This is a genomic window from Nocardia sp. X0981 (assembly GCF_977089955.1).
Genome location: NZ_OZ372435.1, coordinates 485,389 through 511,531 on the forward strand (window position 1 = coordinate 485,389; position 26,143 = coordinate 511,531).

Genomic DNA, 26,143 nt, shown 5'->3' on the forward strand with positions numbered 1-26,143 from the left:
GGGGCCGACCTCCCCGCTCCGGCGGGAGATGTCAGCACCCGAATCGGCCGAAATGGGGGAGGATCCATGCCGAAAGTCCCTGCTGCCGCGTTGGCCTTGGCGACGCTGTGCGCACTGCTGCTGGCCACCGGGTGTACCCGCGCGGTGGACGGCCGGGCGGTCTCCATCTACGACAATCCCTTCCAGGTCGCCGGGTTGCCCACCACCAGCGGTCCGAGCGGGCCGCGAGAGAACGTACCGCCCACCGAGCTGAGCGCGGAGAACGGGGACGGCGGTGAGATCGATACCCTGGCGCTGAACGCGGTCACCGACGTCCAAGCGTACTGGGAAGAACACTACGACGCCGAATTCGAGGGCGAGTTCGAGCCGGTGGAGAAGCTGATCTCGTGGAGCGCCCGGGATTCCCGCCGGGATTCGGTGGAGTTCTGCTCGGAATCGACCTACCGCATGGTCAACGCCGCGTACTGCCGACTGGACAACTCCATCGGCTGGGACCGGGCGCTGCTGCTGCCCACCATGGCCGAGACGTTCGGCCGGATGGCGGTGGTGATGGTGATCGCCCACGAGTACGGGCACGCGATCCAGAACAACGCCGATCTCGTGGCGCGCAACGATCCGGTGATCGTGAAGGAGCAGCAGGCCGACTGTTTCGCCGGAGCGTATATGCGCTGGGTCGCCGAGGGCCGCTCGGACTACTTCACCATCAATACTTCCGACGGCCTGAACTCGGTGCTCGCCGCCACGGTGGCGATCCGCGACTCCGACCCCGACGACCCGGAAAGCGTGCACGGTTCGGCCTTCGAGCGGGTCACCGCGGTGCAGATCGGTTTCACCGATGGAGCCAAGGGTTGCAAGGGAATCGATATGGACGAGATCGAACAGCGGCGGGGTGATCTGCCGCAGAGTTTCGACGGCGCGTCGGGGGAGTTCGAGATCACCGAGGAGAGTCTGGTCGAGCTGAGCAAGGCGCTGGCGGTGATCCTGCCGATATCGCAGGAGCCGGCATACTCCTACGAGGGGGCCGATATCGAATGCCGGGACGGGGTAGCCACCGAACCGGTGACCTACTGCCCCGCGAACAATACGATCGCCACCAATATCAGCGGTCTGGCCGACCGCGGTACGGCGACCGACGACTCCGATGTCCCGCTGCCGGTCAAGGTCACCGGTGATTACAACGGCTATGTGGTTTTCATCTCCCGCTACACCTTGGCGGTGCAGCGGAGCCGGGATCAGGAACTGGTCGGCGCGAAAACCGGGCTGCGAGCGGCCTGCCTTTCCGGTGTGGCCACCGGCCGGCTGGCGGAATCGGGCCGATCCGTCGGCGATATCAAACTGGCGGCCGGTGATCTCGACGAAGCCGTATCCGGGCTGCTGACCGACGGTCTGGCCGCCAGCGATGTCGAGGGCAAAACGGTGCCGAGCGGTTTCTCCCGGGTGGATGCGTTCCGGGCCGGTGTGCTCGGCGGTGAGGACACCTGCACCGCCCGGTACGAATAGTCCCGCACCGGGTCTGCGGCTCAGGAGCCGAACGGCGGCGGGGCGGCGGATTCGAACCGCAACATACGGTTGCCGATGAGGATTTCGGTACCCGGTACCAGGATCACCGGCTGATGCGGCGGCACCCGGACCCAGTCCCGGTAGCCGGGGGCCCGGATGCGGGACCCGTTGGTCGATCCCCGGTCCACCAGTGTCACGTCCCAGTTCACCAGGAGGAGTTCCGCGTGCGCGCGAGACATTCCGCCGGAATTGTCGGCGATCTGCAGCGGGGTGAGCCCTCGTCGCGCCTGCTCGGAATGCTCCGGATCGCGGCCCAGGACGGAATCCTGGTCGAGGAGGTAGGTCGCGCCGTCGTCGAGCACCAGGAGGCCCAGGGGTGGGCGGACCACCTCGATGAGCGGCTGGGTCTGATCCACCGGCATACCGCACACACTGCAGAAGGCCGCGCGGGGGTCGGTGGGGTGGGCACGCGCGCATTTGAAACCCATCACCTTCACCGTGAGCGGCGTACCTTTCGCCGTGGCCTCGGTTCGGCGGCGCATTTCCGCGTCCAGCGGCGGCGCCCCGCGCGCCGGTGGCCCGTGCAGCGGTGTGCGCGGCGGCAGCGGTAGGTCGACCCGCGGGGTGGGATGCGCCGGCGGCCGCCGCCCCGCGTCCGCGCCACGCGCCGGGGAATCCGCTGTCGCGGCGAGCCCCCCACCGGCAGCGGGCTCACTCTCCGGGATATGCGCCCGCTGCCGGCCGCTGATCTCGGTATGCGCGTGATGGGGGTCGGTTTCCGGCACCGGCCTCCCCCCACCGGCGGGCGATACCGGCCCGGTCGCGCCGGTATCGAACGCGCGGCCGGCGATCGCTTCCCGTTCGGAGAGCTCGACACTGTCCGGCAGGGGTGCCGAGGTGGCCGTCGGGATAGCGTCCGGGTCGGTCTGCCCTCGTTCCACCGGTGCGGGGACGGATGGCCCGGGGGTCCGGGGATCCGCGGATCCCTCCGCCTGCCGGGGTGTCCGCTCGCCGAGCGCGGCGCCGGCGAACCGCGCGGGATCCGACCAGACGATCACCGCGTCCGCCTCGGCGATTCCCTCCACCAGGCGCCCGATTCCCCGGCGCTCGGGCATCCGTGGACGCACCGGCTCCTCGGCCTCCCCGGCCCCTTCGTCGACGAACAATCCCACCGCTCGCTGCGGGGTTGCCGTGGCCCGATCGACGGCGAACACCGCATCCCGGCCGTGGTAGTACTCGGTGCGCTCACCGGCCACCACCGCGGTCACGGCGCCGTGCAGGAAGATCGCCACCCGGCCGGGGCCGGCGGCGGACAGGATGCCGAAATCGACGGAGGTTCCGGGGCCGGTCCGGTCCGCCTGCGCCATGAGCCATCGGGTGGCCTCCCGGGCGATCAGCGCCCCCGGACCGGTGGGCTGCCGGGCAGCGGCTTCGTGCACCAGCTCGGCCAGCGCCACCAGCGCGCGCACGGCGGGATCGTCCTCGGTGAGCCGGGCGGGCCCGCGATGCGCCACGAGCACCACCGCCCCCGCGACGCGGGCCGCGGCGTGCCGCCCCGCAACCACCTCGACCTGCCGATCCCGCATCGGGATCAGCCTCCGCCGGGGTGATGCTGCGGGTTGTCTGCCACGACACCAGGGTATGGCACCGGCGCGAACGGTCCGCCGCGAGATCGCTGTGCGTCGGGTAACTTCGACACCGCAGCTTCGATCGGAACGAGGGGTCAGCCCATGGTTCGGATATCGCGTGCCAGTACCGTCACCGCGGTCGTCGCTCTCGTGGCGGCGCTGTCCGGATGCGGCTCGGTGGCGGGGACCGCGATCCCCGGGGAGATCGACGTGCGCACCCTGGCCGTCGGTGATTTCCCGGTCGACAGGTTCGGTTACTCGCAGCGGGCGGGTGAGTACGGCCCGCTGCTGGAGGGGATCCGGATGTCGGAGGCCGTGACGACCAGCAGCCAGGTCGATCCCACGTTGAAATTCGGCCGGGGTTCGAAAGTGCTACCCGATCCCGCGACCGCGATCGATTTCCTGGCCAATGTCTCCGAACCGATCCTGGAGAGCCGCAAGATGGTGGTCGGTTACGCGGCCAGTGGTGCCGACCGCGACGATCCCGCGGGCCGGACCCGGCCGACCACCGATGCCACCGCGATCACGGTGGTGGCCCTGCGTTTCCCCGACCGGTCCACTGCCGACAAGGCCGCCCAGGAGTTGGAGGCCGCCGATATCGCGGTATCCCCGGACAACCGTCCGCTGAAATCCGCGGCGCATCCCGGCGCACTGGTGCACTGGCGGCCGGGAATCGCCAATATCGGTGCCTTCCTGGCGCACGAGGAGTTCGTGATCTCGCTGTTCATCCAGCGGCCGAAAGCCGATAGCGGCGATCTGGTGAGCTGGGTGGACCGCACCCTCACCGCCCAGCTCGCCCAGCTGGCCAGGTTCCGGCCGACACCCACCGCGGATATCGCCGACCTGCGGGTCGATCCGGAGAACCTGCTGGCGCGGGTGGTGGTGGCGGACCGGGACGAGCAGGTACCCGATCCGGACAAGTTCGCGGTCTACGGCCGGAACTATCTCATCAACTCCGCCGACGATCAGATCGCACGTGCCCGCCTGCTCGACGAATCGGGTTTCGAGAGCACCGCCTATGCCGAGGGCAGTTCGGTGGCCCGGGTGCGTGACCCGGCAGGTGCGCCGATCCTGGTGGACGGCTTCGTCGAATCGGCGGGCGAGGCCTACAGCCCGATGGCCGCGCCCGCGGATGTGCCCGGTTCGAAATGCCTGGAGCTCAACGAGAAGGGCGATCCGCAACGCCAGTACCGGTACCGCTGTTTCGTCCCCTACAAGCGCTACGTGGGTGTGGTTTCCAGCGATAGCGCGACCGAGATCCAGCAGAAGACCGCGGCTCAGTACGCCCTGCTGGCCAACAGCCTGTAGCCCGGACCGGCGCGCCGAGCGCGCCGGGAAACGTTGCCGCGCGGACATTCTCGTCCTGCGGCGAGCCTTCGCGATTTTGCGGCAAGGGCAGGCTAGCCTTACCGTGTTCTGCGTCTCACCGCGGCCGGCGTGCCCGGTGGCCACATATCCACCCACCTGTACTCCGACCGCGTTATGCACGATTGCCATCGAGCCCGGTAGTTAGGTAACCCTTGCCACCGCTCGGCGCACGCACTACCTTCGCAGATCGACTCGTCAGCACCGGTACTCCGACCCCGATTCCGAGAAGGGAAATTTTGGTGAAAAGCGTTCTCTCCGAACGTAAGACGCTTCACCCACCTAATATCGAAGGTATCGAGCACCGTGAGTTATCCGAAACCGCCGGCCGGGCGGTACGAGAACTCGCCGCTGAGATCGCACACACACTGCGGCCCGGGCGCGGGAAGCCGGTGCGCACACTCACCGACCCGGAATTGATCGAGCGCATCGACGCCCGAGCCGGGGAGCTGCCCACCGAGGTGTTCGCGGCGGTCCGGCCGCCCGCCACCTCGGCCGGTGCCTGCGTTGTGCGCCGGCTGCCGGTGCGCGACGACGAAATCGGGCCCACCCCCCCGGATTGGCGAACCGCTGCCGAGTGGAGTACCGACCCCGAGCGGCCGGGGGCCTCCCTCGAATTGGATATCGCCATGCTGCTGCTGGCCGCGGCGGCCGGTGAACCGTTCGGCTGGGCGGGCCAACAGGACGGCCGGCTGGTCAACAACATCGTGCCGGCCGCCGGTCACGAACTCGAACAGTCGGGCGCCAGCAGCACGACCCTGCTCAGCCCGCATACCGAGGACGCCTTCCACCCACTGCGCGCGAATCTGCTCGTACTCGGTTGCCTGCGCAACCCCGACCGGGTGGGTACCACGATCTCCTCGGTGCGCCGGGTGGAGCTGACCGGGGCGCAGCGCGATATCCTGAGCACACCCACAGTGCCGATCCTGCCGGATGTCTCCTACGGATCCGATTTCGATCGAGCCACCGCGGTTCCGGTGCCCACCCTGTGGGGCGCACCCCGCGAAGACGGTGCGGCCGAGGCTCTCACCCTGCGTTTCGACCCCGCCTACACCCCGCTCGACGACGCCGGTCCCGAATATCGCGCGGCCTACCGGAGGCTGGAACAGGAGTTCGAACGGGTCTGTGTGCTGGCCGCGCTCGAACCCGGTGAACTGCTGCTGGTGGACAACGATGTCGCCGTCCACGGCCGGGTTCCGTTCACCCCGCGCTACGACGGCACCGACCGCTGGCTCAAACGAGTGAACGTCCGGCTACCCGAACGCTCGCGCCGCGCAACCGAATCCAGGGAGAATGGATACGGTCAGCAGATCATCGCGCCCTTCGCGCCGCTACCGGCGCGGCGGGCGCGGGAAGAGCGGAACGGTGCAGTACATGATCGAGGATCCGTTGAGCACACGTGACCGAGCGACCCCGCTGCGGGTCCTGAGCCGCAGCGACCTCGCCGATGTACCGGTGGCCCCGGCCGCGGTGGTACGCGCGGTGGAGGAAGCGTACATCGCACTGGCCGCCGGGGATTCCGATAATCCCCGCAAGCTCAGTGTCGCCAATCCGGACGGCTGGTCGGTCGCCTACGCGATGCTGGGCCGGGACGGCCGGCGACGGGTCGTCGCCATGAAGACGTCGTACAAATTCGATCCCGGTCACGACCGCACGACCAAGCGCTACTACACGACCATCACGCTGTACGACGACACCACCGGTGCGCCCATCGCCATGATGGACTGCGCCCGTGTGGGCGCATTGCGCACCCCGGCGGTTTCGGCGCTGCTGGTGCGGGAGACGTTGACCCGCGATGCGGACACCGTACTGCTCGTCGGAACAGGGACACAGGGCCGCAACGCACTGCCGCATCTGCTGGCCGCCAACCCGCAACTGCGCAAACTGATGCTGTACGGCACCCACCCGGAAGGTATCGAGGCGGTGCACCGGCATCTCGCCGAATACTCACCGCATGCGCTGCTGGAAACCGTGGACGACCCCTACGCCGCGGCGCGCACCGCGGATGTCGTACTCGCCACCGCCGGCCCGGGTACGGAGGTCGCCATCGAATCCGAACACCTGAAACCGGGCTCGGTGGCGGTGCTGGTGGGCTACGGCCTGGCCCCCTCCACCCTGCACGATGCCGACCGGGTGATCGCCACCAGCGCCGAGCAGATGGCGGTCACCGGGACCGATATGGCCGACGAGCACGGAGAACTGCGCCGCGTGGACGCGGAACTGCCGCAGATCCTGAGCCGCCGCGCGGTGGCCCGCCGCCGGGCGGACGAGAAGATCTTCGTCTACAACAGCGGGTTGGTACTGACCGATATCGCGGTGGCCCATACCCTGGCCGAACGCGCGATCGCCGAAGGGCGCGGCACGGAGGTCGCGCTATGGGACTGACCGGAGCTGACGCACCCGCCGCCGGGCCCGGCTCCACCGGAGACCACGCGGGGACGGTGGCCGCGCCGGTGCCCGCGTATCGCGACCCCTGGGAGCTGCGGGTTCTCGCCGACCCGCGGCTGCTCGGGGATATCGCGTTCGCCATCGGCGGCCCCTTCCATCTCATGTATCCACCGCGGGTCGGCGCGAATATCCGTGGCTTTCAGCGGGTGTTCACCGAAAACCGCGTCTCCGGAGCCCTCTACTACGGCAAGAAGGCCAACAAGGCGGCCTGTGTGGCCCGGGCCTGCGCCACCGCCGGTGCTGGGATCGACGTCTCGAGCACCGGCGAACTCGTCGCGGCACTGGGCCAGGGTGTCCGCGGCGCGGATCTGCTGGTGACCGGCCCCGAGAAATCCGGGGAGCTGCACTGGCTGGCCGCCCGGCACGGTTGTCTGGTCGCGGTGGACAGCCTCGGCGAGCTGAGACGTCTGGCGGCACTCGATATCCCGGTGCGGGTCCTGCTGCGAGCGCTGCCGGCCGCCTCGGCCAGCCGGTTCGGTATGCCGGAGGAAGAACTCGACCACGCCGCCTCCGAAGCGGTCGATTTCGAGTCGGTCACCCTGCAGGGATTCAGTTTCCATCTCTCCGGTTACGACCCGGTACCCCGGGCGGAACTGGCCGCGCGATTACTGGACCGTTGCGTAGCCGCCCGCGCGCTGGGACATCCCGCCACGATGATCTCCATCGGTGGTGGTTTCGGTGTGGATTATGTTGCGGGGGAACACTGGTCGGAGTTCCGGGAACAGGTGAACCGTCGCTGGTTCCATTCCGGTAAAGCTTTCGAATCGTACTATCCCTATTCGTTTCCCGAGCCCGGCCCGGCGATGCTCGCCGCGATTCTCGACCGCGCGGATCTCGCCGGCCGGTTACGTCGCAGCGGGACAACACTGGCCGTGGAACCGGGCCGCGCCCTGCTCGACCGGGCCGGCAGCACCGTTTTCCGCGTACAGGGTGGAAAAACACGGCACGAACACGGGCAGCCCTACCGGATCCTGACCGTGGACGGTTCCAGCCTGAGCCTTTCCGAGCAGTGGTTCGACAGCGAGTACCTGCCCGATCCGGTGCTCTGGCCGGAAGGCCCCGGGGAGCTCACTCCCACGGTCGTCGGGGCGGCCACCTGCCTGGAAAGCGATATGCTCAGCTGGCGGCGTATTCCATTGCCGCGCGCCGCCGAACCCGGCGATCTACTGGTCTATCCGAATACCGCCGGATACCAGATGGATTCGAACGAATCCTCTTTCCACGAGCTGCCCGTTCCGCCGAAAGTGGTGCTTTCCGAGGCACCGGACGGCCGGTATCGCTGGGCCCTCGATCGACCCGCTCACTGAGGCCGCCGGCCCCGGCCTCCTCGCATCACCCGCTCTCGACGCCCAGGAGATTCCCATGCCCGTGGTCACCCGTGTGACGGACCTGATCGGCCGCACCCCTCTGTTCGAATTGGCCGCCACCACCTCCGGCACCCGATTACTCCTGAAGTTGGAGCAGTTCAATCCGACCGGTGCCGCCAAGATCCGGATGGCACGCGAAATGGTGATCGACGCGGAGCGCCGGGGTTTGCTGCGCGATGGCGGCCATATCATCGAATCCACGTCCGGGAATACCGGGCTGGGTCTGGCGGTGGTGGCCGCCGAACGCGGTTACCGGTTCACCGCCGTGGTCGATCACCACGCGAGCAAGGACAAATTACGGGCCATGCGGGCAATGGGCGCGGAACTGGTCTTCGTAGCCGATGACGGCGACGACGGGCTCGCCACCTCCGCCCGGGAGGACCATGCCGCGGCGATGGCCGCGGAACGAGCCGACGCCTTCTTCACCGAACAGCACAACAACGACGCCAATGCGATGGGCTATTACGCGGTCGCCGAGGAATTACTGGAAGAGGTGGACCGGGTCGATGTCCTGCTGTCCGCGGTAGGGACCGGCGGTTCCCTGTTCGGCACCGCGACCAGGCTGCGCCAGCTCGGCTGCACACCGCGGGTCATCGGCGTGGAACCGGTCGGTTCGATCGCCTTCGGGGGTCCCGGCGGGCCGTACTGGCAGTCCGGTACCGGTACCCCACCCGGTGCCACCATCGGCACCGCGGTGGACTACGACCTGCTGGACGAGGGAATCAAGGTCGGCGACCGGGCCGCTTTCGCCACCTGCCGTGCGGTATCGCGGCGGCTCGGTCTGATGCTCGGCGGTTCGGCCGGCGGCTCGGTACACGCCGCGCTCACCCGGCTCGAGGAGTTTCCGGCCGGGTCCACCGTGGTCAGCATCATCTGCGACGGCGGCGAGAAATATCTCGACACCGTTTTCGACGACGACTGGATGGCCGCCCGCGAATTACTGGATCCGGAGACCGAAAACGACGTTCTCGCGATGCTGACCCGATACGCTCCCGCGGGGCGGGTGAACCGGCCGGCGGACGCCGCCGTTTCGACCACCCCCGCCGGCGGGAACACCCACCCCGTCCGGACCATCCGGTCCGGCGGTCACGAGCACGAGCACGACGATACGGAGGATTCGGACACCATGGTGCGGGCCCGGTGATCAACACACCCCTCTCGCGTTACCGTCCCGACGGGCGGCGTCTGGCCGCCCTGGCCACCCCTATCGCCCTCACCCAGCTCGCCCAGGTCGCGGTTTCCACCACCAATATCGCGCTGATGGGCGGTCTCGGTGTGCGCGCTGTCGCGGCGGGCGGGCTGGCGCTGGTGCTGTTCAACCAGATCCGCACAATGTGCGTGGGCCTGATCACGGGCACCGGTAACCGGATCGCCGCGGCCGCGGGCGCTGCCGGTAGACGCGGCGTCGATCCCGACCACGAGGTGCGCGATGTGGTGCGGTCGAGCTTTCTGATCGCCACGGCGGCGGGTCTGCTCGGCGGGGCGATCCTGATCGGACTGGGCTGGTCGCTGCAGTGGCTCGGTCAGGATGCCGCGGTGCTGGCGGACGCCCGGCCGCTGATGGTCGCCCTGGCTCCGGGCCTGCTGCCCTGCCTGTGGTTCCAGGTGCTGCGCCAGTACACGGTCGGAATGCAGCGGCCACAGGCACTGCTGTTGGTCACCCTGGGCTCCATCGCGGTGAACCTGCTGCTCGCGCTCGCCTTGATCCACGGCTGGGCCGGGCTGCCCGCCCTCGGCCTCACCGGCGTGGGAGTCGCCACCTCCCTGGTCCACCTGTTCATGTTCGTGGTGTTCTGGATCATGGTGCGCCGCGATCCCGAACTCGGGCGCCGCCTCCCGATACGGCCCTGGCCGGTGCGCCGGGCCACCATGGTCACCGAACTGCGCCTGGGCACTCCCATCGCACTCACCTACGGCTCCGAAGCCGGTATGTTCTCGGTGCTCGCGCTGGTGATGGGCGCACTGGGCCCGGCCGCGCTCGCCGCCCACAACGTGGTGTACCAGGTGATCTATATCGTCTTCCAGGTCGCGATAGGTATCTCCCATGGGGCCTCCGTGCTGGTCAGCCACAGCGTCGCCCGCGACGAAACCGCGCACGCCCGCGGCCTGGCCCGGCTGGCGCTACAGTTCGCCGCGGTGGTCTCGGTGGTCGCCGGCCTGGCCTACGTCTTCGTCCCCGGCCTGGTGCTGCGTCCCTTCCTCGATCTCGGCGATACCGCCACCATGGAAATGGCCCGGACGCTGCTGCTGATCGGGATCGTGCTGCAATTCTTCGACGCCGCCCAGAACATCGGCACCGGCCTGCTCCGTGGCCTGCAGGCCACGAATGCCGGTTTCCGGCTCTCGGTGGTGGGCTACTGGTTCGTCGGCGTGCCCACGGCATTGCTGCTGGCCTTCCCGGCCGGGCTCGGTGCGGCCGGCGTCTGGTGGGGGCTCACCGCGGGCCTGGCGGTTACCGCCGCGCTGATGTTGCGCAAGTACTTCGGCCTGCTCGCCGCGCACGAACCGGTGCTCCCACCCCGCCGGCCGGAGACAGTAAGTTAGGATTGCCTCTCCAAAGTAGAGCGGAAGGAGTGGCGCGGTGCGTATTGTCGTCCTGTTCGGTTCGGAAATGGGCACGGCGGAAAACGTCGCGGAGAGCATCGCCGAGGAACTGGCCGAGCATGAGGTATCGATTTTCGATATGACCGATTTCGATATCGATGAACTGGATCCGGACCTCCTCCACATCATCGTGTGCTCCACCTACGGCGAGGGCGATCTCCCCACCGGCGCCGAGCCCTTCTTCGAGGCCCTGGACGCGCGCCGCCCGGACCTGACCGGATTGCGGTTCGCCGTTTTCGGCCTCGGCGATTCGGTCTACGACGATACGTTCAATCGCGGCGGGGAGATCGCCGCCGAAAAACTCACCGCACTCGGCGGCGTACAGATCGGCGAGCACGCCCGGCACGACGCCTCCGGTGAGATCGCACCCACCGTGCTGGGCCGGGAGTGGGCCCGCTCACTTCCCCTCGCGGCCGCTGCGCTCGCCGGCGCGTGACCACCCGGACCCACGGTTGCGCGACCACCGCCGAGAAACCCACTGACCTCCTTTTCTGAGGCTCCCCTTGCTCCCGCCGGAATCGGATCACGGTCGGCGCCAGGGGGTTCCGGCGCAGGTGGGGGCGGATACTTCCGCCGCGCATGTCCCCGGCGGCCTCTAGACTGGGCTGCGGTGCGGTATTACACCCGCCGCAGCACGTCGATCCAGGAGGGGACGATATGGCAGCCGCAACGAGCTCCGCGCAGAACCCAGCGACCGACCATCCGGAGCTGGAAGCACTGCCGGAGTGGCCGCAGGAGACCATCGCCGTTCTGGTCACGACCGATCCGGCACCGCATGCCATTCCGGTCTCGTGGCCGGTACGTGCCGGTGACCGGCGAATCCTGCTGAGCCTCAAATTCGATCGCGGGTCGCTGGCCCGGCTCCGGGAACGGCCACAGGTGGCGCTGCTGATCCTGGGTGGTGGAAACGTGGCACTGTGCGCCCGCGGCTCGGCCAAGGTCATCGCCGAGGAAATGCCCGGCGCGGACGACTATGTGGCGGTACGCCTGGATGTGGATGTGATCGACGATCACCGGCAGTCGGCGTTCGCCGTCGCCCAGGGTATCCAGCGCACCGTGCTCGACGACAGCGAATTACGCGCTCTGGAACACCGGGTGGCGACCCTGAAATCCTGGGCGGAGAACGAAGAGAAGAACTGACCCGGGCGCCACGGCGCTGTGGAAAGGAGATCATGAGCGTCAATCTCGCCAAGGGCGGCAATGTCTCGCTGTCCAAACAGGCCCCCAACCTGACCAGAGTCGCCGTCGGACTCGGCTGGGACGTCCGCACCACCATGGGCGCCGCCTACGACCTCGATGCCAGCGCCCTGGCCACCGGACCGGATCTGAAGGTTCTCTCCGATCAGCATTTCGTCTTCTACAACAACCTGAGGTCTCCGGAAGGCACCATCGAGCACACCGGTGACAATCTGACCGGTGAGGGCGAGGGCGACGACGAGGTGATCAACGTCGATCTGGCCAACACCCCGGAGACGATCACCAATATCTTCTTCCCGGTTTCCATCCACGAGGCCGATCAGCGCGGACAGTCCTTCGGCCAGATCCGCAACGCCTTCATCCGCGTCGTCGACCTCGCCACCGGGAGCGAACTGGCCCGCTACGACCTCTCCGAAGACGCGTCCACCGAAACGGCCATGGTCTTCGGCGAGCTCTACCGCAACCGCGGCGAATGGAAATTCCGCGCGATCGGCCAGGGCTACGCCTCGGGGCTCGCAGGTATCGCCCGCGACTACGGCGTGAACGTCTGACCCGAATCCACCCGCCCGGAAAACCCCACTGTCCCAGCAGGCCCCCGGCGCCGCACCAGCGCCGCCGGGCTCAACCCCGCCCCACCGTCGGCGCCGCCAGGAACCGCCGCCAGTCCGCCGCGGACAACGGTAGCCGTTCACCCCGGGCCGCTTCCGCCGCGTCCTCGGCCGAGCGGATGGCGGCGGCGAACCGCAGCGTCGCTTTGCGCAAACGCTCCTCGGCGCTTTCCGGCTCCCCGAGACGCACGATACGGAGATCCTCCGGGACCAAATCGTCCGGCAGACCGGCCCGGGCGCTACGGGCGCGCACCTTCTCGGCCAGAGCCAGCGCCGGCTGGGCCATAGCGATACCGTCCAGGCAGGAACGCCGCGCCTTCTCCGCGTTCTTCCGTTCCTCCCAGGCCTTTTCCTGCGCGGCGACCTTATCGGTGACCGAGGCGGCGGGATCGAAACCGAAGGCCGCTCCCTCACCGGACAGCTGCGGACTGCGGTTCACCAGTTTGGTCACCAGCGCGGCGGCCACATCGTCGATGGTGAACTCCCCGGCCGCCTCGGCGATCCGGGAGTGGAACAGCACCTGCAGCAGCAGATCGCCCAGTTCCTCCCGAATGGTGCCGGCGTCCTCGTGCTGGATCGCGTCGAGCAGTTCGTAGGTCTCTTCGAGCAGATAGGGGCGCAGCGAATCGTGGGTCTGGGTGACCTCCCAGCCGCCGAACCGCCAGAGCCGGTCCATCACCTCGACCGCTGCCGCCAGATTCGCGGCCACCGTCGCGGTTTCGGCCGCGAGCACACCGGGCTCCGGGCGTACGAACGCGCCGGCCTCGTCCGCACGGCCGGACCCGGGATCGGAACTCATCGCGCCGGTGACACCTCGGTCGCGACGGTGAGGTCCACCGCACCGGCGGCCTTACCGTCGAGAGCCAGCAGCAGATCCGCGAGATACTGCAGCAGCGCGATATCCCGGAGCCGCTCGGCGCCCACACTGTCCTGCACCCGAGGCAGCGGCAACTGCACCACCCCGCTCGCGGCCCGGTACGCCGCACTCGGGTATATCCGCTTGAGCCGCAACTGTTTCGAATCGGGCAGGGACAGCGGAGAGATCTTCACGGTCGTCCCGGTCACCGCGATCTCGGTAACCCTGTATTCCCGGGCCAGCAGGCGCAACTTGGCCACCGAGACGAGCCGGCCGACCTCCACCGGCAGCGGACCGTAGCGGTCCACGAGTTCCTCGACCACCGCGGCCAGGGCCGGATCGTCGTGGGCAGCGGCGAGTTTGCGGTAGGCCTCCAGCCGGAGCCGGTCGCTGGCGATGTAGTCGGGCGGGATATGCGCGTCCACCGGAAGGTCGATCCGGACCTCTTTGGGTTCCTCGGTGGTGATCGGCTTCCCGTCGGCGGCCGCACGGTAGGCCTCCACCGCCTCCCCGACCAACCGCACGTAGAGGTCGAAACCCACCCCGGCCACATGGCCGGACTGTTCGGCGCCGAGCACATTACCGGCGCCGCGGATCTCGAGATCCTTCATCGCCACCGCCATACCGGCACCGAGATCGGAATTCTGCGCGATGGTGGCGAGACGGTCGTAGGCGGTTTCGGTGAGCGGTTTCTCCGCGGGATACAGGAAGTAGGCGTAGCCGCGTTCCCGGCTGCGTCCCACCCGGCCGCGCAACTGGTGCAGCTGGGAAAGCCCGAGCGCATCGGCGCGTTCGACGATCAGCGTATTGGCGTTGGAGATGTCCAGCCCGGTCTCGATGATCGTGGTGCACACGAGGACGTCGTATTCGCGCTGCCAGAAACCCTGTACGGTGCGCTCGAGCGTGTCCTCGTTCATCTGCCCGTGCGCCACCACCACGCGCGCCTCCGGGACCAGGTCCCGGAGCCGTTTGGCGGCCTTGTCGATCGAGGACACCCGGTTGTGTACGTAGAACACCTGGCCGTCGCGCAGCAGTTCGCGCCGGATCGCCGCGGTGACCTGCTTGTCGTTGTAGGCACCCACATAGGTGAGCACCGGATGCCGTTCCTCGGGCGGGGTGAGGATGGTCGACATCTCCCGGATACCGGCGAGACTCATCTCCAGGGTGCGCGGAATCGGCGTGGCGGACATGGTGAGCACGTCCACATGGGTGCGCAGCGCTTTGATGTGCTCCTTGTGCTCCACCCCGAAACGCTGTTCCTCGTCCACGATCACCAGACCGAGGTTCTTCCAGCGCACTCCGGTCTGCAACAGGCGGTGGGTGCCGACGACGATATCGACCTCACCGGCGGCCATCCCCTCGAGCACCTCACGCGATTCCGCGGGATCGGTGAAGCGCGACAGCCCCTTCACCGTGACCGGGAATCCGGCGATCCGCTCGGTGAACGTCTGCAGATGCTGCTGGGCCAGCAGGGTGGTGGGGACGAGGACCACCACCTGCTTACCGTCCTGCACCGCCTTGAACGCGGCGCGCACCGCGATCTCGGTTTTGCCGTAGCCGACATCACCGCAGACCACACGGTCCATCGGGACCGGTTTCTCCATATCCGCTTTCACATCGGAAATGGCGGTCAGCTGATCGACGGTCTCGGTGAACGCGAACGCGTCCTCCATCTCCCGCTGCCACGGCGTATCCGGGCCGAAGGCGTGGCCGGGCGCGGCCTGCCGGGCGGCATACAGCTGCACCAGCTCACCGGCGATCTCACGAACCGCTTTCCGGGCCTTGCGTTTGGTGTTCGCCCAGTCCGCGCCACCCAGTTTCGACAGGCTGGGCAGTTCCCCGCCCACGTACCGGGAAAGCTGATCGAGGGATTCCATGGGCACGTACAGCCGGTCCCCGGGCTGGCCGCGCTTACTCGGGGCGTATTCGATCACCAGGTATTCGCGCCGGGCTCCACCGATCGTGCGTTCGATCATCTCCACGAACCGGCCGATACCGTGCTGATCGTGGACCACCATGTCCCCGGCCTCGAGCGCCAGCGGATCCACCTGGTTGCGGCGTTTGGCGGGTAGCCGTTTCCCGTCGCCCGGAGCGGTCACCCGGTTACCGGTGAGATCGGACTCCGCGACCACCACCAGGCCCGCGTCGCCGAAGATCACCCCGTCGTGCAGCGAACCACAGAGCACACCCACCACTCCGGGGGCCGGTTCCTGCCCGGCCGGCAGTTCCGCCGCCGGCACCTCCGCCTCACCGAGGCGCTCCAGGGTGCGCTGCGCGGTACCGTGCCCGGCCAGCACCACCACCGCCCGGCCGCCGGTGGCGACATGCGCCCGCAGAGAGGCGAAGATCGTCGCCACCAGTTCGTCGGAGCCCCGCGCGGTGGGCCCGGCCTGCACCGGCAGCACCACCTCGGCCGGATCCGCCGCCGACAGCGGACTCAACGTCCACCAGGGCAGCTCCCGCTGCCCGGCACTGTCCTGGATTTCGGTGAGCGGCCGGTAGGCCGAGGCGGCCAGATCCAAGCCGTGCGCACCCAGGGGGGCGTCACCGCCGAACGAAGCCGCGGTCCAGGACGCCTCCAGGAACTCCTCACCGGTGCGCACCAGATCGGCGGCGCGGGTACGCACCTTCTCCGGATCGCACACCAGCAGATGGGTACCGCCCGGCAGCTGCTCGGTGAGCAGTCGCAGCTCGCCCGGCTGGAGCACCGGCAGCAGCGCCTCCATACCCTCCACCGGGATACCCGCACCGAGTTTGTCCAGCATCTCCACCAGAGCGGCATCCGCCGGATTGGCGGCCGCCACTTCCACCGCCCGCGCCCGTACCTCGGCGGTCAGTAACAGTTCCCGGCACGGCGAGGCGACCACGGTGGCCGGCGAGGCCTCCCCCAGCGATCGCTGATCGGCCACCGAGAACGGCCGCAACTCGGTGATCTCGTCGCCCCAGAACTCCACTCGCACCGGATGATCCGCGGTGGGCGGGAACAGGTCCAGGATGCCGCCGCGTACCGCGAACTCGCCACGCTTACCGACCATGTCCACCCGCGTGTACGCGAATTCGACCAGCCGGGAGACCAGTTCGTCGAAATCGGCCGCCGCGCCGATCCGTAGCACGATCGGTTCGATATCGCCCAGACCACCCGCCATCGGCTGCATCAACGAGCGCACCGTGGTCACCACCACACGCAGCGGTTCCGGGAACACCGGATCGTCCGGATGAGCCAGGCGGCGCAGCACTTCGAGCCGGCGGCCCACCGTATCCGCGCCCGGTGACAGCCGCTCGTGCGGCAGGGTCTCCCAGGACGGGAACTGCGCGACCGCGGGACCGAGCATCTCGGTGAGTTCCAGGGTCAGATCGTCGGCCTCCCGCCCGGTGGCGGTCACCACCACCACGGGCCGCTCGGCGGCCATGGTCGCCGCGACGAACGAACGCGCCGCCGCCGGCGCCACCAGCTCCACCGACGACCGCCCGAGCATTCCGGAAACGGTTCGCAACGCGGTATCGGCACCGGCGGCCGCGGCCAGTCCCGCCAGTGGTGGACGTGGGGCAGACATGTGCTGAGTTTATGGCGCGCCTACGACGCTCGGGCCCGAGCCCCCCACGCATCACCTTCAGCACCCGCTGTGTTCATTTGCCCCGCCTCCGGCGGGGCGGGTTCGGGACCCTCTTGCGTCTCGGGTCTTCACTCCCGCCGGTCGGTCGCTGCAGACCCGAGACGGGCCCCGAACCACCGAGAACACCTCCGCGAAAGCACAACCACGGAGGCGACCCGCTGAGCAAGCCATGCGTATGGGCTTCCCCAGAAGATCACCATTCGGTCTTTCGCCCGGGAGGTCCGGCCTCGGAAACCGGCGATCCGCATCCCCGCGCTCCTACACAGCGCCGAGATGCTTACGAGGCCTACAAAGGGTCGAGCCCGTGTCGTGCTTCAGCACTCGAAGCGTATGCGCCGCAGGCGCGAGTCCCCGGTGCTGAAGCACGACGCCACAAGGGCTCGACCCCGCGGCGCCGCAGGCACTACGGCACGTAGCGGCGTAGTCGTCTGGCCGCGAACTCGCGGAAGTACGCCACCTTGTCCTCCGGGACGATCGAGGGGAGCAGGAAGTACCAGGCCCGTTCCATCCGGGATGCCAGCTGCTCCATCGACTCCGTGCCGACCGCGACGATGTGCAAACCGGTGGTGAGCCCGTACAGCAGCAGACCGATGGTCTCGGGGTCGAGGTCGGGCAGCAGATCGCCCTGGGCGATCGCCCGCTCCACCAGCAACCGATAGGTATCGCCCCAGGTCTTGGCGATATTGTCGCCGTTGGCGCCGCGGTAGTCGCCGATCTGGTGGGTCAGTTTGAGCATGGCGCCGACCATCGGATCGTTCATCGACAGGTCGGCGACCACGTAGGTGATACCGATCGCCGCTTCCAACGCGGGCACCCGGGAATCGAAGAAGCCCTGGCAGGAAGCGACCAGGCGGTCCTGGCCCTGGTCCACCACGGCGCGGGCCAGCTCCTCCTTGGAGCCGAAATGAAAGTACAGGGCCCCTTTGGTGACGTTGGACTGCGCGATGATCTCGCTGAGGCTCGCATTGGCGTAACCCAAGCGCAGAAAGACATCGGCAGCGCCCGCCAGAACGGAATCGCGGGTGATCTCCGCGCGCGCTTGCCTAGCCATCAGCTCCGCCTGTCATCCCAATAACCAGCCATCCTGAAGTAGACCGACATTGTCGAAGTAGACCGACTTACCGCCCGAACAGCACCCATAAGGATGGGTGAACCGTACCATCCGTGTTCGCTCCGTCTCTCGATTCGACGGCGTCTCGGACCGGGCGGGAGGTCATCCGTGGGTTCGCGAACTCTACTGCCCGCCCGGCGAGTTCACCGGGCAGCGCCGGGCACGGCCGGCCATTCCGAGCTCAGCTGGGGGTCGGCTTCCAGATGACTCAAACCGTTCCAGCACAGGTTGACCAGGTGCGCGGCCACGACCTCTTTGGAGGGGCTGCGAACGTCCAGCCACCAGGTCGCGGTGGTGGCGACCATACCGACCAGCGCCTGCGCGTAGAGGCCGGCCAGGCTGGTGTCGAAGCCGCGTCGTTCGAAATCGCCACCCAGCAGGTGCGCGACCTGACCGACCGCCTCGTTGAGCAGGCTCGAGTACCGGCCGTCGGTCGAGGAGACCGGCTGGTCGCGAACCAGGATGCGGAACCCGTCGGTGCGCTGCTCGATGTAGGTGAGCAGGGCCAGCGCCACCTGTTCCAGCCGGACCCGGGACCGGTTGTTGGTGAGCGAGGAGGTGATCATGTCCAGCAACATCGACATCTCCCGGTCGACCACGACGGCGTAGAGCCCCTCCTTCCCGCCGAAATGCTCGTAGACGACCGGTTTGGACACCTGGGCGCGCTGGGCGATCTCCTCGATGGAGCTGGCGTCGTAGCCGCGTTCGGCGAACAGCGCCCGGCCTATCTCGATCAACTGCTGCCGCCGCTGGGTGCCCGTCATCCGCTGGCGGGCCACCCGCACGTGCTCGGCCGCGTCTCTGGTCTCCCCGGGGGCCCGTGGCTCCTCGGACGTTCTCGCCTCTTCCGACGACACGCTCCCGCCTCCCTGGTTTTCGGGGCCGCCCGTCCACCGCATCCGGACCGGCGACCGGAACCACCGAGATCCACTGTCTCAGACCCGCGATTGCGCGGGTCATCCGGGCTGCTCCGAGGGCCCGCCGGTCACGGGCGGAGCGCGGCGGCGGACTCGTCCGGCGTGTCGCCACACACCGCGGTTCGACGAATCCCGGGGTGGCATGCGAGTATCGTTGCCGTGCCGGGGCACAGCGATGGGGTTTCGGGTTACCCATCGGTGTGACAGTCCGCCGTAGTGTAATGGCAGCACCTCTGATTTTGGTTCAGATAGTTCAGGTTCGAGTCCTGGCGGCGGAGCAGCTCGCGTGCACGATGACCATCGTCGGCCCGAGGGAGATTCATGCAGGAGCAGACCGCCGTCATCGTGCTCGCCGCGGGTGCCGGGACGAGAATGCGGTCGAAAACACCCAAAGTGCTGCATCCGCTGGCCGGGCGCAGCATGCTGGCGCACGCTTTGCACGCCGCTCACACGATCGACCCGCGCCATCTGGTGACGGTGATCGGGCACGACCGCGAGCAGGTCGGCGCGGCCGCGGCGGCGGTGGCGAGCCAACTGGATCGCGACATCGTCCCGGTGGTGCAGGAGCGACAGCTCGGTACCGGGCATGCCGTGCAGTGCGGACTGGCGGGATTGCCCGAGGACTTCGCCGGTGACGTGGTCGTCACCTCCGGTGACGTTCCGCTCCTGGACGGGCACACCCTCGCCGCGCTGCTGGAGGAACACCGCAGCTATGCCGATCGGCCCGCGGTGACGGTCCTCACCTTCGTTCCCGACGATCCGAACGGCTACGGCCGGATCGTGCGCGATGCCGACGGCGAGGTTGCCGAGATCGTCGAGCACGCCGACGCCACCCCGGAGCAGACCGCGATTCGCGAGGTCAACTCCGGTGTGTACGCGTTCGACGCCACCGTACTGCGCACCATGCTCGGCCGGCTGTCCACCGCCAATGCGCAGCACGAGCTCTATCTGACCGATGTCCTGAAGCTGGCCCGCGAGGCGGGCTATCCGGTCCAGGGCGCCCGGCTGGTCGATTCGGCCAAGGTCACCGGGGTCAACGACCGGGTACAGCTGGCCGCCGCGGCCCGCACCCTCAACCGTTACATCGTGGAACGGCATATGCGCGCCGGGGTCACGATCGTGGATCCGGACACCACCTGGATCGATACCGATGTGCGGATCGGCCGCGATACCGTGGTGCGGCCCGGGGTCCAGCTACTGGGCACCACGGTGATCGGTGAGGACGCGGAGATCGGCCCCGATTCCACCCTCACCAATGTCACCGTCGGCGACGGCGCGCGGGTGATCCGCACGCATGGGGAAGGCGCGACGATCGGCGCGGATGCGACGGTCGGCCCGTTCAGTTACCTGCGGCCGGGCACGACCCTGGGCGAATCCGGGAAGATCGGCACGTTCGTGGAGACGAAGAACGTCGATATCGGCAGGTACACCAAGGTCCCGCACCTCACCTATATCGGTGACGCCAGTATCGGCGAGCACAGCAACATCGGAGCGTCCAGCGTTTTCGTGAACTACGACGGGGTGGGCAAACACCGCACCGTCGTGGGGTCTCATGTGCGCGGCGGCAGCGATACGATGTTCGTTGCGCCGGTGACCGTGGGTGATGGAGCATATACCGGAGCAGGTACTGTACTGCGGGAAGACGTCCCGCCGGGCGCGTTGGCCGTGTCCGGGGGTACGCAGCGCAATATCGAGAACTGGGTGCAGCGGAAACGTCCAGGTACCGCTGCAGCGAACGCGGCGGCGAAAGCGCTCGCGGCCGATGAGACACCCGGTCGGGCAACAGAGCTTAAGGATGGCAATCAGTAGTGACCGCGTCATGGATCGACAATCAGAAGAACCTGATGCTCTTCGCCGGACGCTCCCACCCCGAGCTTGCCGAACAGGTGGCCAAGGAACTCGACGTCCAGGTCACCCCGCAGGTCGCGCGTGATTTCGCGAACGGGGAGATCTTCGTCCGTTTCGAGGAGTCGGTACGCGGTTCCGACGCCTTCGTACTGCAGAGTTTTCCCGCGCCGCTGAATCAGTGGCTGATGGAACAGCTCATCATGATCGATGCGCTCAAGCGCGGTTCGGCCAAACGGATCACCGCCATCCTGCCGTTCTATCCGTACGCCCGCCAGGACAAGAAGCACCGCGGCCGTGAGCCCATCTCGGCCCGCCTGGTCGCCGACCTGCTCAAAACCGCCGGTGCCGACCGGATCGTGACGGTCGATCTGCACACCGACCAGATCCAGGGTTTCTTCGACGGCCCGGTCGACCATATGCACGCGCAGCTGCAGCTGGCCGAATACATCCGTAACAACTACAGCCTCGAGAACATCACCGTGGTCTCCCCCGACTCCGGCCGGGTCCGCGTGGCGGAGAAGTGGGCGGATTCGCTCGACGGGGCGCCGCTGGCGTTCATCCACAAGACCCGTGATCCGCTGGTCCCGAACCAGGTGAAGTCCAATCGCGTGGTCGGTGAGGTCGAAGGCCGCACCTGCATCCTGATCGACGACATGATCGATACCGGTGGCACCATCGCCGGCGCGGTGAACGTACTGCGCGAGGCCGGGGCCGGCGATGTGGTGATCGCGGCGACCCACGGCGTGTTGAGCGCCCCCGCGGCCGAACGCCTGGCCGCGTGCGGGGCCAAGGAGGTCGTGGTGACCAATACCCTGCCGATCACCGAGGAGAAGAAGTTCCCGCAGCTCACGGTGCTCTCCATCGCGCCGCTGCTGGCTCGCACGATTCGTGAGGTGTTCGAGAACGGCTCGGTGACCGGGTTGTTCAACGGCAACGCCTGACTCTCTTTCCGACGAACGGCCCGGACCCGACGGTCCGGGCCGTTCGTCGTCGCGGGTGAGTATTCGACACCGCCGCACGCGGTCCCCCGAACCGGCCACGGCCCGGCGCATACTGGTTGGTATGGAACGCGAACCCCAGGATCCCGATCCGGTCGGCGACGATCAGGACGACGAGGTCCGCGCCTACGAACGCTCTATCGAGGACCCGCCCGCCGAGCTGCGCATCCGCGACCGGGAAGGCGGCGACCAGGGCCGTTTCGGTATCGCCGAGGAACTGGCGCAGGAGCCGGACCGGCGCGACCGTCCCGGGGAGGACAACCGCCCCGCCGAAGCCGCCGCCATCCATATCGAAGACGACGAACCCGACAGCTGACAGCTCTCGCCGCGGTACCGGCCTACGAGCCCTCGACGATACGACCGAGGAGACGTGATGAGCACACCGCAGAACCCGCGAGACCCCGGCGAGCGGCCGGAGGACAACGACTCCGAGCAGACCGGCCGTGCGGAACCCGCTCCGGACGCGCCGCGCCCCGGCGAGCCCTCGTTCACCGCCCCTTCCGCCCCCCAGCCGCCGGACGAGACCCGGACTTCCGACCATCCGCCGCCGCCACCCGGGGCCCATCCCGCTGCCGCGGCGCCGCAGCCGCCCGAGCCCACCGGCTCTGCGGGTGCCGGGTCCGAGGACCCGCCCACCGAGTATCTCCCGAAACTGCTGGGCCGCCGATCGCGGCCGGGCGACGAATCCCGTGGTGGTGCGATCGGCCCACCTGGTGGTGTGCCGGGGCAGGACCGGGGAGCGGCCGCCTACGAACAGGGTTGGCGGCCGCCGGACAGCGGTTCCGCGGAAGGCGCGCGATCCGGGGCCTACCCACCGGGCGGTGAGGTGCCGTCCCAGGCATGGTCGGCCGAGCCCGAGGAACAGACTCCCGGGCAGGCGTGGCAGCCACAGTCTCCCGGCGGCCGGCCGGTTTCCGGACAGCCCGGTTCCCCGCCGCCGGGCGGGTACGGCGACCAGGGCGACCGTACGGCCGGGGGAGCCGAGCAGTCCGGCTGGGGGCCTCCGGGCGCGCAACCCGGCCGAAGCGAACCGGGCGCGCAAGCCGGCTGGGGCGAACCGGGGACACAAGCCGGCTGGGGCGAATCGGGCGGCCGGCCCGGCTGGGGCGGGCCCGGCGCGTACCCCGGCTGGGGTCCACCGGAGATGCCCGGCGGGGGCGAAGCCGGCGGGTATCCCGGCCGGGCCGAGTACGGGGAGAAGTCCGGCTGGGGCACCCCCGGCGAGCAGCCCGGCTGGGGCGGCACATCGAGCGGTCAGCAGGGATGGCCCGGCGGAGCACCCGCTCCCGGTGGCTATCCCGCCTATTCGCAGCAGCAGTATCAGCCCTACGGAGCCACCCCCCGGCCGGAACGCTCCGGGCCGCAGGTTCTGTCCATCATCGGTTTCGCCTGTGCCGCGATCTCCCTGTTCCTCTGTCCCATCCTGTTCGGCCCGGCCGGAATCGTCCTGGGCATCGTGGGGCACGTCCGGGGCGAACCGCTGGGCAAATGGGCAGCCGTCGCGGCCGGGGTCTGCCTAGTAATCGGCCTGGTCATCGGGATCTTGATCACCAATACCGATATGGTCCCGACCGAGACCTTCCGTTAGCCGGAGACCGTCGCGTGTTCGTATCCGGCCGGGTCGGCGTCGAGGGCCGCCGAGAACTCGACGGGGCCGCGTCGACGATCCCCGCCGGATATCGTCGACGCATGGCCAGCGAGCAGCAGACAGCGGTGAACCGACTCGTGCCGGCGGACCCCCTCCGGCGGCGCGGGTAGATGTCACAGCGAGAGCTGGTGGTGCTCGGCACCGCGAGCCAGGTGCCGACGGCCCACCGCAATCACAACGGGTATGTGCTGCGCTGGGGCGGCGAAGCCATCCTGTTCGACCCGGGGGAGGGCACCCAGCGGCAGATGATCCACGCCGGTATCTCCGCCACCGACCTCACCCGGATCGCGATAACCCATTTCCACGGCGACCACAGCCTGGGCTTGGCCGGGGTGGTGCAGCGGATCAACCTGGATCGCGTCCCGCATCCGATCGACGCCTACTATCCGGCATCGGGCCGACGATTCTTCGACCATCTGTGTGATGCCACCGCCTACCACCGCACCGTCGAGCTCCGCCGGAACCCGATCACCGAGGCGGGTGTGCTTGCGGCTCCCGGTGCGCCGTTCACGCTGCGCACCGCCCGGCTCGACCACCCGGTGGAGACCTTCGGTTATCGGCTCACCGAACCCGATTACCGCACCATTCTGGCCGAACGATTGGCCGAGTTCGGGCTGCACGGGCCCATCGTGGGCCGGCTGCAACGCGAAGGAGAGATCTCCTGGCAGGGCCGCACCGTCACGCTGGAAGAGGTGAGCGTCGTCCGGCGCGGACAGAGTTTCGCCTTCGTCATGGACACCCGGGTCTGCCCGGCCGCCCGGGAGCTGGCCGCCGGAGTGGATATGCTCGTCATCGAGGCAACTTTCTGCGACACCGATGCGCAGCTGGCCGCCGAGCACGGCCATCTCACCGCGGGCGAGGCCGCCCGGATCGCCGCCGAAGCGGGTGTCCGGACCCTGGTACTGACCCATTTCTCCCAGCGCTACCGCGGTCTCGACGGTCATCTCGCCGCGGCGCGCCGCGAATTCCACGGGGAAATCGTGGTCGCCGGCGATCTGGATCGCATACCTTTTCCGCCGCGGCGCTGACCGGAGTCTCGTATCCGGCCCGTCGTAGACGATCGGCCCTCAGCATCTCCAACGCCGTGGTGGATCTGTCGGCCGAGAACGCCGCCGGCGGCAGACCCGCGAACCCGGCGGGCCGCTACGTGACGAAGGTGGCGAGGGCCGACCACAGCACCGGGGAATCCTCGACGGCCCCGGTGCTACGCCAGGCGCGCAGCCGCTCCCGCTGCCATTGGGCCAACGCGGCGACGGGGTTGGGCGTTTCGTGAGCGATATCCACCGCACGCACGGTTGCCTGCAAGGGCGTGGCCCCCTGCGCACCACCCAGGCGTTGGAAGGCGAAATCGGTGGGCAACGGCCAGCGGGTGGCGGTGACCAGTTCGGCACCACCGGTGATCATGGCGGCGATCAGACCCAACGCCTCGGTGAACCGCAGATCACCGCCGCTTTCACAGGCGATGAGAGCCACCCGGCTCGGTATCGGCCACAGATCCTTTCCCGCGACGGGTTCGGGGGCGAGGGTATGGGTGCCGAGCAGCAGGTCCTTGGCCGACAGCGGCCGGTGGGTGCGCTGCGGGTCGGCGAATCCCACGGTGGCGGCAGTGCAGGCGAGATGTAGTTCCGCATCCTCGCTCCGGCCGGATTCGGGCGGCGCCGCGGTGACATGACCCAGATAGAGCAGCCGGGAGGCGCCTGCGCGCAAGGTCGTGGAAAGCCAGGCGCGATCGAGATCGGTACGGCGGAAAACGGCCACCGGATCGGCGACCTCCGGGCGTAGCCGCCCGGTTCCGATATGGTGCGCGAGCCGCTCGGTGAGCGGTGCCGGATGGCTCATCCGGCCCAGCACCGAACCGAGCTCGGAATCGGCCCGGAAACCCGGTACGCGCGGATCGAGTACGGCCACCACCGGGAGATCCCGGTGCGTGAGCCAGGGCCGGGCCACGCGGGCCGGCGCGTGCACGACTCCGGCCGGCGCCAGCAGAGCGATATCGGCGATATCGGCCAACCGTACGTCCGGGCCCGGAGCGAGCAGCTCCCACGGCACCTGCGCGACCCGCGGAGAAGGTTGAAGCCGGATCCGGGGACGAACACCCCGGCGGTACAGCTCGTGCAGCTGGCCGGCCAGCTGCTGTGGGAGGAGCGCACGGGAAAGGTCACGTGCCAGCAGATATTCGGTATCCGGTGCGGCGAGGGCGGCGGTCGTGAGAGACCGTTCCAGCCCACCGGCCACGCCCGGGTCCGGAAGCGCGGCGGCCAGTTCCCGCACCACCCGGTCGATATCGTCCCCGGGGAGCGCGACGACCCCCGGCGCACCGGTATCGCCGATCCAACGCCACGACAGGTAGACGTCACCGGCGTCGGCCATACGCACCACAACGGTCGGCTGGTCACTCATCGGGTTCTTCTCCGCCGGCCGCACGAAGCAGGAA

At 68.6% G+C, this 26,143-nt stretch carries 21 protein-coding genes and 1 tRNA gene; 16 read left to right on the forward strand and 6 right to left on the reverse strand.

Annotated elements, in window-relative coordinates; genetic code table 11:
- The first annotated feature begins 66 nt into the window (after positions 1-66).
- Positions 67-1,500 (forward strand): neutral zinc metallopeptidase, encoded by a 1,434-nt coding sequence (locus tag ACYR7D_RS02300; RefSeq protein ID WP_459547978.1) that lies wholly within the window; start codon positions 67-69, stop codon positions 1,498-1,500.
- A gap of 20 nt (positions 1,501-1,520) precedes the next feature.
- Here the strand turns inward: ACYR7D_RS02300 and ACYR7D_RS02305 are convergent, their stop codons facing one another.
- Positions 1,521-3,086 (reverse strand): FHA domain-containing protein, encoded by a 1,566-nt coding sequence (locus ACYR7D_RS02305; RefSeq protein WP_459547979.1) that lies wholly within the window; start codon positions 3,084-3,086, stop codon positions 1,521-1,523.
- Between the two features lie 144 nt (positions 3,087-3,230).
- On the opposite strand from ACYR7D_RS02305, the gene ACYR7D_RS02310 reads away from it, so the two are divergent.
- From ACYR7D_RS02310 to ACYR7D_RS02350, 9 genes are all read left to right on the forward strand, one after another.
- Positions 3,231-4,436 (forward strand): DUF7373 family lipoprotein, encoded by a 1,206-nt coding sequence (locus ACYR7D_RS02310; protein WP_459547980.1) that lies wholly within the window; start codon positions 3,231-3,233, stop codon positions 4,434-4,436.
- Between the two features lie 299 nt (positions 4,437-4,735).
- Entirely contained in the window at positions 4,736-5,896 is a 1,161-nt protein-coding gene (locus ACYR7D_RS02315) for a TauD/TfdA family dioxygenase (RefSeq protein WP_459547981.1), read from the forward strand.
- Entirely contained in the window at positions 5,868-6,878 is a 1,011-nt protein-coding gene (locus ACYR7D_RS02320; protein WP_459547982.1) for an ornithine cyclodeaminase family protein, read from the forward strand. The genes ACYR7D_RS02315 and ACYR7D_RS02320 overlap by 29 nt, the downstream gene beginning before the upstream one ends.
- Positions 6,869-8,248, forward strand: a complete 1,380-nt coding sequence (locus ACYR7D_RS02325) for a type III PLP-dependent enzyme domain-containing protein (RefSeq protein WP_459547983.1) — start codon at positions 6,869-6,871, stop codon at positions 8,246-8,248. The genes ACYR7D_RS02320 and ACYR7D_RS02325 overlap by 10 nt, the downstream gene beginning before the upstream one ends.
- A 55-nt stretch (positions 8,249-8,303) precedes the next feature.
- A complete protein-coding gene (locus ACYR7D_RS02330) occupies positions 8,304-9,452 on the forward strand; it encodes a PLP-dependent cysteine synthase family protein (protein WP_459547984.1) in 1,149 nt (382 codons plus the stop codon).
- Positions 9,449-10,852, forward strand: coding sequence for an MATE family efflux transporter (locus ACYR7D_RS02335; RefSeq protein WP_459547985.1), 1,404 nt, complete (start codon positions 9,449-9,451; stop codon positions 10,850-10,852). The genes ACYR7D_RS02330 and ACYR7D_RS02335 overlap by 4 nt, the downstream gene beginning before the upstream one ends.
- Before the next feature lie 37 nt (positions 10,853-10,889).
- On the forward strand, positions 10,890-11,348 hold the full coding sequence (locus ACYR7D_RS02340; RefSeq protein WP_459547986.1) for a flavodoxin domain-containing protein: 459 nt from the start codon (positions 10,890-10,892) through the stop codon (positions 11,346-11,348).
- A gap of 221 nt (positions 11,349-11,569) precedes the next feature.
- Positions 11,570-12,052 carry a pyridoxamine 5'-phosphate oxidase family protein gene (locus ACYR7D_RS02345; protein ID WP_459547987.1) on the forward strand — a complete coding sequence of 161 codons (483 nt, stop codon included), beginning with the start codon at positions 11,570-11,572 and terminating at the stop codon, positions 12,050-12,052.
- Between the two features lie 32 nt (positions 12,053-12,084).
- Positions 12,085-12,660: a TerD family protein gene (locus tag ACYR7D_RS02350; protein ID WP_459547988.1), complete on the forward strand. Its 576-nt coding sequence runs from the start codon at positions 12,085-12,087 to the stop codon at positions 12,658-12,660.
- A 70-nt stretch (positions 12,661-12,730) separates the two neighbouring features.
- Here ACYR7D_RS02350 and ACYR7D_RS02355 read toward each other — a convergent pair whose 3' ends face one another.
- From ACYR7D_RS02355 to ACYR7D_RS02370, 4 genes are all read right to left on the reverse strand, one after another.
- A complete protein-coding gene (locus ACYR7D_RS02355) occupies positions 12,731-13,516 on the reverse strand; it encodes a nucleoside triphosphate pyrophosphohydrolase (protein ID WP_459547989.1) in 786 nt (261 codons plus the stop codon).
- On the reverse strand, positions 13,513-17,127 hold the full coding sequence (mfd, locus tag ACYR7D_RS02360; protein ID WP_459547990.1) for a transcription-repair coupling factor: 3,615 nt from the start codon (positions 17,125-17,127) through the stop codon (positions 13,513-13,515). The genes ACYR7D_RS02355 and mfd overlap by 4 nt, the downstream gene beginning before the upstream one ends.
- Before the next feature lie 463 nt (positions 17,128-17,590).
- Entirely contained in the window at positions 17,591-18,238 is a 648-nt protein-coding gene (locus ACYR7D_RS02365; RefSeq protein ID WP_459547991.1) for a ScbR family autoregulator-binding transcription factor, read from the reverse strand.
- 203 nt (positions 18,239-18,441) lie between these two features.
- Positions 18,442-19,062, reverse strand: coding sequence for a TetR/AcrR family transcriptional regulator (locus tag ACYR7D_RS02370; RefSeq protein WP_459549979.1), 621 nt, complete (start codon positions 19,060-19,062; stop codon positions 18,442-18,444).
- A 360-nt stretch (positions 19,063-19,422) separates the two neighbouring features.
- Here ACYR7D_RS02370 and ACYR7D_RS02375 point away from each other — a divergent pair.
- The 6 genes from ACYR7D_RS02375 to ACYR7D_RS02400 all read left to right on the forward strand — a co-directional run bounded on the left by ACYR7D_RS02375 (position 19,423) and on the right by ACYR7D_RS02400 (position 24,737).
- Positions 19,423-19,493 (forward strand) — tRNA-Gln (locus tag ACYR7D_RS02375).
- 43 nt (positions 19,494-19,536) lie between these two features.
- Positions 19,537-21,024, forward strand: coding sequence for a bifunctional UDP-N-acetylglucosamine diphosphorylase/glucosamine-1-phosphate N-acetyltransferase GlmU (gene glmU, locus ACYR7D_RS02380; RefSeq protein ID WP_459547992.1), 1,488 nt, complete (start codon positions 19,537-19,539; stop codon positions 21,022-21,024).
- Entirely contained in the window at positions 21,024-22,004 is a 981-nt protein-coding gene (locus tag ACYR7D_RS02385; protein ID WP_459547993.1) for a ribose-phosphate diphosphokinase, read from the forward strand. Before glmU ends, ACYR7D_RS02385 begins: the two co-directional genes overlap by 1 nt.
- Before the next feature lie 121 nt (positions 22,005-22,125).
- Positions 22,126-22,377 carry a hypothetical protein gene (locus ACYR7D_RS02390; RefSeq protein ID WP_459547994.1) on the forward strand — a complete coding sequence of 84 codons (252 nt, stop codon included), beginning with the start codon at positions 22,126-22,128 and terminating at the stop codon, positions 22,375-22,377.
- Between the two features lie 57 nt (positions 22,378-22,434).
- Positions 22,435-23,649: a hypothetical protein gene (locus ACYR7D_RS02395; RefSeq protein ID WP_459547995.1), complete on the forward strand. Its 1,215-nt coding sequence runs from the start codon at positions 22,435-22,437 to the stop codon at positions 23,647-23,649.
- A 170-nt stretch (positions 23,650-23,819) separates the two neighbouring features.
- Entirely contained in the window at positions 23,820-24,737 is a 918-nt protein-coding gene (locus tag ACYR7D_RS02400; protein ID WP_459547996.1) for a ribonuclease Z, read from the forward strand.
- Positions 24,738-24,852: 115 nt separating this feature from the next.
- Here the strand turns inward: ACYR7D_RS02400 and ACYR7D_RS02405 are convergent, their stop codons facing one another.
- Positions 24,853-26,109 (reverse strand): CHAT domain-containing protein, encoded by a 1,257-nt coding sequence (locus tag ACYR7D_RS02405; RefSeq protein WP_459547997.1) that lies wholly within the window; start codon positions 26,107-26,109, stop codon positions 24,853-24,855.
- Positions 26,110-26,143 lie beyond the last annotated feature (34 nt).

What these genes read in the sequence shown, in the direction of transcription:
- ACYR7D_RS02405 (WP_459547997.1), bottom strand. Translation starts at nt 26,109, where the DNA reads ATGAGTGACCAGCCGACCGTTGTGGTGCGTATGGCCGACGCCGGTGAC.
- mfd (WP_459547990.1), bottom strand. Translation starts at nt 17,127, where the DNA reads ATGTCTGCCCCACGTCCACCACTGGCGGGACTGGCCGCGGCCGCCGGT.
- ACYR7D_RS02400 (WP_459547996.1), top strand. Translation starts at nt 23,820, where the DNA reads ATGTCACAGCGAGAGCTGGTGGTGCTCGGCACCGCGAGCCAGGTGCCG.
- ACYR7D_RS02305 (WP_459547979.1), bottom strand. Translation starts at nt 3,086, where the DNA reads ATGCGGGATCGGCAGGTCGAGGTGGTTGCGGGGCGGCACGCCGCGGCC.
- ACYR7D_RS02355 (WP_459547989.1), bottom strand. Translation starts at nt 13,516, where the DNA reads ATGAGTTCCGATCCCGGGTCCGGCCGTGCGGACGAGGCCGGCGCGTTC.
- glmU (WP_459547992.1), top strand. Translation starts at nt 19,537, where the DNA reads ATGCAGGAGCAGACCGCCGTCATCGTGCTCGCCGCGGGTGCCGGGACG.
- ACYR7D_RS02350 (WP_459547988.1), top strand. Translation starts at nt 12,085, where the DNA reads ATGAGCGTCAATCTCGCCAAGGGCGGCAATGTCTCGCTGTCCAAACAG.
- ACYR7D_RS02390 (WP_459547994.1), top strand. Translation starts at nt 22,126, where the DNA reads ATGGAACGCGAACCCCAGGATCCCGATCCGGTCGGCGACGATCAGGAC.
- ACYR7D_RS02365 (WP_459547991.1), bottom strand. Translation starts at nt 18,238, where the DNA reads ATGGCTAGGCAAGCGCGCGCGGAGATCACCCGCGATTCCGTTCTGGCG.
- ACYR7D_RS02300 (WP_459547978.1), top strand. Translation starts at nt 67, where the DNA reads ATGCCGAAAGTCCCTGCTGCCGCGTTGGCCTTGGCGACGCTGTGCGCA.
- ACYR7D_RS02370 (WP_459549979.1), bottom strand. Translation starts at nt 19,062, where the DNA reads ATGACGGGCACCCAGCGGCGGCAGCAGTTGATCGAGATAGGCCGGGCG.
- ACYR7D_RS02345 (WP_459547987.1), top strand. Translation starts at nt 11,570, where the DNA reads ATGGCAGCCGCAACGAGCTCCGCGCAGAACCCAGCGACCGACCATCCG.
- ACYR7D_RS02310 (WP_459547980.1), top strand. Translation starts at nt 3,231, where the DNA reads ATGGTTCGGATATCGCGTGCCAGTACCGTCACCGCGGTCGTCGCTCTC.
- ACYR7D_RS02320 (WP_459547982.1), top strand. Translation starts at nt 5,868, where the DNA reads ATGATCGAGGATCCGTTGAGCACACGTGACCGAGCGACCCCGCTGCGG.
- ACYR7D_RS02330 (WP_459547984.1), top strand. Translation starts at nt 8,304, where the DNA reads ATGCCCGTGGTCACCCGTGTGACGGACCTGATCGGCCGCACCCCTCTG.
- ACYR7D_RS02325 (WP_459547983.1), top strand. Translation starts at nt 6,869, where the DNA reads ATGGGACTGACCGGAGCTGACGCACCCGCCGCCGGGCCCGGCTCCACC.
- ACYR7D_RS02395 (WP_459547995.1), top strand. Translation starts at nt 22,435, where the DNA reads ATGAGCACACCGCAGAACCCGCGAGACCCCGGCGAGCGGCCGGAGGAC.